This is a genomic window from Synechococcus sp. R8-2, from assembly GCF_047461715.1.
GTDB lineage: Bacteria > Cyanobacteriota > Cyanobacteriia > Thermostichales > Thermostichaceae > Thermostichus.
Genome location: NZ_JANSHQ010000381.1, coordinates 1 through 5,155 on the forward strand (window position 1 = coordinate 1; position 5,155 = coordinate 5,155).

7 protein-coding genes are annotated in these 5,155 nt (G+C 58.6%); 4 read left to right on the forward strand and 3 right to left on the reverse strand.

The window, feature by feature from the left end:
* Positions 1–56: 56 nt before the first annotated feature.
* Positions 57–302, reverse strand: a complete 246-nt coding sequence (gene psaK / locus NW819_RS09365) for a photosystem I reaction center subunit PsaK (protein ID WP_414332568.1) — start codon at positions 300–302, stop codon at positions 57–59.
* A gap of 380 nt (positions 303–682) precedes the next feature.
* Here psaK and NW819_RS09370 point away from each other — a divergent pair, with 380 nt between their 5' ends.
* The 3 genes from NW819_RS09370 to NW819_RS09380 all read left to right on the forward strand — a co-directional run bounded on the left by NW819_RS09370 (position 683) and on the right by NW819_RS09380 (position 3,477).
* Positions 683–1,654 carry a fatty acid desaturase gene (locus tag NW819_RS09370; RefSeq protein ID WP_414357492.1) on the forward strand — a complete coding sequence of 324 codons (972 nt, stop codon included), beginning with the start codon at positions 683–685 and terminating at the stop codon, positions 1,652–1,654.
* A gap of 1 nt (position 1,655) precedes the next feature.
* Entirely contained in the window at positions 1,656–2,537 is an 882-nt protein-coding gene (locus tag NW819_RS09375; protein WP_414413574.1) for a hypothetical protein, read from the forward strand.
* 64 nt (positions 2,538–2,601) lie between these two features.
* The gene (locus NW819_RS09380) at positions 2,602–3,477 is read left to right on the forward strand and encodes an SDH family Clp fold serine proteinase (RefSeq protein ID WP_414413571.1); all 876 of its coding nucleotides are present in this window, start codon (positions 2,602–2,604) and stop codon (positions 3,475–3,477) included.
* Here the strand turns inward: NW819_RS09380 and NW819_RS09385 are convergent.
* Entirely contained in the window at positions 3,469–4,161 is a 693-nt protein-coding gene (locus NW819_RS09385; protein ID WP_414413572.1) for a J domain-containing protein, read from the reverse strand. The genes NW819_RS09380 and NW819_RS09385 overlap by 9 nt on opposite strands.
* A gap of 84 nt (positions 4,162–4,245) precedes the next feature.
* Here NW819_RS09385 and NW819_RS09390 point away from each other — a divergent pair, with 84 nt between their 5' ends.
* On the forward strand, positions 4,246–4,539 hold the full coding sequence (locus NW819_RS09390) for a DUF3082 domain-containing protein (protein ID WP_414350285.1): 294 nt from the start codon (positions 4,246–4,248) through the stop codon (positions 4,537–4,539).
* A gap of 61 nt (positions 4,540–4,600) precedes the next feature.
* On the opposite strand, the gene sixA is transcribed toward NW819_RS09390, so the two are convergent.
* On the reverse strand, positions 4,601–5,155 hold a 555-nt coding region (gene sixA, locus NW819_RS09395; RefSeq protein ID WP_414413573.1), incomplete at its 5' end, for a phosphohistidine phosphatase SixA.

The following is a 5,155-nucleotide window of genomic DNA, read 5'->3' on the forward strand; positions in this document are numbered from 1 at the left end:
CCTCCACGACAGCGGTGCTTATTTCCCCAGGCGTTCCCTCTTCCGTTCGCGTCAGCCTAAAGAACGCCAATGTTAGAGAGGCCCAAAACGACCCCCACTCCCAACAAATGGCCAAAGCTGGCAACCCCAATGACTTCTGGCCAGGTCATTCCCAGTACCGGTCCAGTCTCTGAGGCCACTCCAGAGGAGGATTTGAAGCTCAAGTAAGCCAGCCCTGTGCAGAGCAGAATGATCACGGCGCTCAGGGGGGACCAGGGGCTGGTTTGAGCGGTCAAAGCCAGCGGCGCGACAACAGGCATCATGGTTTTCGTCCTCAACTCAGGTTGACCGACCCTTAGATTACCGCTCCTGCTGAACCCCGGATGGGATCCCCTGGCGATCTACACATGAATTGCAACAGAGGCTGCAACAGAACCTCACACTACGGCTTTTCTCCGGCTTCAGGGACGGTTTGCTATTGCCGGGATCCTTCAGGAATCCTTGGCCAGGAGAGGAAGGTGCCCCCATGGCTGGGGTTGTGAGGAAAATAAGGCTTGGGCTGAGAAGCTGGGCAGGTCTCTGCCGTATACTAACGAAAGTTAACAAACTTATCTCTTCGATCTCTTTTCGGTGTGATGACTGGGACGCGCTGCCTCGACCCATCCTCTCTGTCTGCACTGTGCGCACCTAAGGATGGCTGCCGATGACTGTTGCTGCTACTGCTGAATCGGCCCACAAACCCTTCGCATTGCCTCGTGAGCTGTTGGGGCCACCCTCGGAATTTTGGAATCCCACCTTGCTGATGTTTTTGGCTGCGGTGGTGCTTTCGGCCTCTTGCTTTGGCGGGTACGCCTTTTGGCACTGGCCCAAATGGATGGTGTTCTGGCTCAATTTTGTGGCCCTCTATGTTCTGGGCACGGTGATTCACGATGCTTCCCATGGCTCGGCCCACCGCAACCGCTTTCTGAACGAGGCACTCGGACACGGCTCTGCCCTGTTGCAGGGTTTTGTCTATCCCGTCTTTAAGCGGGTACACATGCAGCACCACGCCCACGTCAACCATCCTGAAGACGATCCCGATCACTACGTCTCGACAGGGGGGCCGCTGTGGCTGATCGCGCCGCGGTTTTTCTACCATGAGGTGTTTTTCTTTAAGCGGCAGCTCTGGCGGAAAGGTCGCTGGGATCTGCTGGAGTGGGGCTTGAGTCGGCTGGTGGTTATCCTGACCTTTGGTCTGGCCAGCTACTTCGGCTACACCGACTACATCATGAACTATTGGCTACCCCCTGCCTTTATCATGGGGTTCTTGCTGGGCTTGTTTTTTGACTACCTGCCCCATCGCCCTTTTCAATCCCAAGAGCGGTGGTACAATGCCCGCGTCTATCCCGGATGGCTGACCAACATTCTGCTGTTGGGGCAAAACTATCACCTGATCCACCATCTCTGGCCTTCTGTTCCCTGGTACAAATACCAAGCAGCCTACTGGGCAGCCAAACCTGAGCTGGACGCGCGCAACTGCCAGCAAACGCTGGGGATCTGGGAGAAGGGAGAGTTTTGGGGCTTTTTGTACGATGCTCTGATCGGTCTGCACTGGCACAAGCCCACTTCAGCTCACCCCGCTGCGCCAGCCAATCCAGAATCGGAGGGATCCCCTGCGGATCCACAGCTTGGCTAGCATGGTTTGGCCAACGCTGCAAGTCCCGCAGGTGCTGCTGTTTGTGGAAGCGGCCAGCCTGTTGCAGGACTCTAGCCAGGTTTTGTTGCAGGCCGGTCGGGCAACGGCAGATTTGCCGGAGTTGATTGCAGAAGCGCAGGCGCGGGCCGAAGTCCAGGTGCAGCTCCTTGGGATCCCCGCAGACTTGCGGGCACAGGTGCGAGGGATCCTCAGGTTGACCTCGCCCCAAGAGGTGCTGGCCTACTTGCAGGACTTGCTGGACAGGGGATCCGGCCCGGATTTGGAAGCCTTTTTGGAGCAGGCGGGATCCGCCTCTACAGTGCTGCGCTTCCCCCCCCTGTTGGTGGGGGCTGTGGCTTTGCAGGTGTTGCTGGAGCGGTTGGACTTTTCTCCAGAAGAGCGGGCTGTGGTGCAAGCCCAACGGGATCAATGGGAACAGGCCCTGGCGGAATTGGCCATCCACCACAGGGTTTCCCCAGAGCCGCTGCAGGCTGCTGCCGAGACGGTGCTGCGGGCGGCTTCAGCAGAGGAGCTGCTGCAACTGGGTCAGGATCTTTTTCAAGATCTCCAAGATCTCGCTGTTGCTGATTCTGAGCCAGAAGCCGAGCCCCAGGTGGAATTGGCGGGGCCTCTGCTGTTCATGATGGTGGCGGATTACCTGCTGGCCCAAACGGAGTATCCGCTGACCCCGGAGCAGCGGCTGGACTTGCAAACCAATCGCGCCGAGGCAGAAACCCGCTACTTGGCCATGCAAAAGTTGGGCCGCATTGAAAACTTGGCGGAGCAACAGGCTTATATTCGATCTTGGATTGACCAAGCTTCCGTACCGGATTTGCTGCAGGCTTTGGATCGCTTTTTTGCGGCGTCTGAACCCAACTCATGAGGCTCAGGGATCGCCGAAGATTTTGGATCCCCTATGCTGGAGTCAAAGGGATCCCACTTGAGGTGTGAAAGTGGACTGGGGCAGCCTGTTCTGGATTTTTCTGATCTTCAGCTCTTTGCAACCTCTGCTGAACCGTCGTGCCCAAGAGTTCCGGCGCTTGATGGCCATTCGGGAGTTGGAGCAAAAGCGGGGCAGCCGGGTGATTCTGCTCATTCACCGCCAGGAGTCGATTAGTTTTTTGGGGATCCCGGTTTCCCGCTACATCAGCATCGAGGACTCCGAGCAGGTATTGCGGGCGATTCGCCTCACTCCACCCAATACCCCGATTGATTTGATTTTGCATACCCCCGGTGGCCTGGTGCTGGCTACGGAGCAAATTGCCCGCGCCTTGATCCGCCATCCGGCCAAAGTGACAGTGTTTGTGCCCCACTACGCCATGTCGGGGGGGACGATGCTGGCCCTGGCCGCCGACGAAATCGTCATGGATGCCAATGCAGTCCTGGGGCCGGTGGATCCACAGTTGGGGGGGTATGCTGCCGCCAGTATTCTGCAGGTGGTGGCGGATAAACCCATTGCCGAAATCGATGACCAAACCTTGATCCTGGCAGATCTGGCCCGCAAAGCGATGCAACAGGTACAGAACTTCGTGCGGGATCTCCTGAAGGACGATGTGCCCAAGCGCAAAATTGCCCCCGAACGCATCGAGCCCCTCATCCAGTACCTAACCAGTGGACAAGTTACCCACGACTACCCGATCACTGCCGAAGAAGCCCAAAGGTTGGGCCTGCCCATTTCTACTGAGTTGCCACCCCAAATCTATGCCCTGATGGACTTGTACCCACAGGCCGCCATAGGCCGTCCTTCTGTACAGTACATCCCCATCCCCTATGATCCTCGCCCCGCTCTGCCCAGAGGGGGATCCCGCTCTGGCCTAGGGTGAACTCTTGGCGTAAGCTTCCATAGCTTCCAGGCGCAGCCCCCCTGCCCGGCGAAACAGCTCTTGTCCGGTGTGCAGGTGGCGATCGTCGCAGTTCAGCGGGAAATACTGCAGCTCCTCTAGAGCGTCCTCTAGGTGGTTGAGGGCGTAGTAGAGGCGAGAAGCCACTCCCCCCAGGCTGCTGGGATTGGGAAGGCGCCGAAAGATCTGCTGAGCTTGGGCCAGTTTCTGGCTACACTCTTCCAAATAGGTGGCGAAGGACTCCAACAGGTCGGGATCAAAGGGATCCGCCGCCAAAGCATGCAACTGAGGCTTTAGGGAAGACAACAAGGGCCCCAACACTCGGTTTAGAGGGGTGTAGACCTGTCGGATCCAGGCTGCACGGGCGATGGCTTCGTGGCTGACGGTTTCACGGGGGGATCCCGTCGGCTGGGGGCGGGGTGAGGTGCGGCTGGAGTGCAGTTGCCGATCGTATTCGCGGCGAGATTGGGGATCCTTGAGCACCGCGTAGGCAGCGTTGATCTGGCGGATGCGCTCAGCGGTGGCCCGATCTTTTTTGGCCAGCAGGCTATCGGGATGGTGGTACTTGACCAAACGACGGTAGGCAGACTTGATCTCCTCCGCCGTCGCCGCCACGGAAACGCCCAAAACTTCGTAGTGGGATCCCACTCCCGATCCGCTCTCCATAACCCCTAGGCTTGCCGGAAAGAAAAGAAACTTCCACATTGTACCTGCAGCCTAGAATAAAGGTGAGTTTTCCGGTGCTGCCCCATGTCTTCCGCCTCGCCCCAGGGATCCCCCCATCCTTTCAGTGCCCTCTTGGGGGCCGCCATCGCCGTCAGTTTGGGCTACGGGTTCTTTCAACTGCTGCTCTCGATGTTGGCCAAGTTGCCGCCAATTGAGGTGGAGATTGGATCGTTGGCCCGCGGAATCAGCATTCTGGTGCGCTACCTGCTGGTCGGTTCCGTTTCCCTGATTGCCTTCATGTTTGCCATGGTGGGGTTGGGGCTGGCGGCCTATTGTGTGCAATTGCTGGGAGAGCGGCTGACCTCCTCTCAGCGCTGAACCTAGGGGCACAACCTCTGGCCGACTCGTTGGGCGTTTATCATGATGAGCCAGCTTCTTCTCAGCGCAGCACCACCTTGGGGGAGAGCAACAAAGTCAGGGATCCCTGGCGGTAGTCAATCCGGCCTTCGGCAAAGCGCACTTGGGCTAGGCCCGCTTTTTTGAGGGTGATCGCGTCGGCATGGGCCGGGTTCAGCCCAATGGCCGTTTGCACCCACAGGCTCAGATCCGGCTGGTGACCGACCAGAGCCAAAGACGCCAGAGGTTCCCGCTCTGCTTGCCAGCGCACCAGGTCAGCAAAACTGCCCCCCGGAGCCAGCGGCTCAAACACCTCCACAGCTTCGGCCAGGTTCTCGTCCAAAAAGATCTCAGCGGTCTGTCGAGCCCTCACCAAGGGACTGGTGAGCAGGAGATCCCACCTCCAGCCCATGTTCTTGAGCTGGCGGGCAACCTTGCGGCAACGCTTGCGACCTTCGTCTGTAAGGGCCCGAAAGGCATCCTCGACTTCTGGCCGGGGTTCCTCGGCTATGCCATGGCGAATAAAATCCACAGCCAGCTCCTGCCGGGCAGCTTGCTTTTCTGCCGCACCCTGATGGTGCTCCGCACCGCTAACGCG

Excerpts from the sequence above, each read along its gene's own strand:
- psaK (WP_414332568.1), bottom strand. The coding sequence starts at position 302 with ATGATGCCTGTTGTCGCGCCGCTGGCTTTGACCGCTCAAACCAGCCCC.
- NW819_RS09370 (WP_414357492.1), top strand. The coding sequence starts at position 683 with ATGACTGTTGCTGCTACTGCTGAATCGGCCCACAAACCCTTCGCATTG.
- NW819_RS09375 (WP_414413574.1), top strand. The coding sequence starts at position 1,656 with ATGGTTTGGCCAACGCTGCAAGTCCCGCAGGTGCTGCTGTTTGTGGAA.
- NW819_RS09385 (WP_414413572.1), bottom strand. The coding sequence starts at position 4,161 with ATGGAGAGCGGATCGGGAGTGGGATCCCACTACGAAGTTTTGGGCGTT.
- NW819_RS09390 (WP_414350285.1), top strand. The coding sequence starts at position 4,246 with ATGTCTTCCGCCTCGCCCCAGGGATCCCCCCATCCTTTCAGTGCCCTC.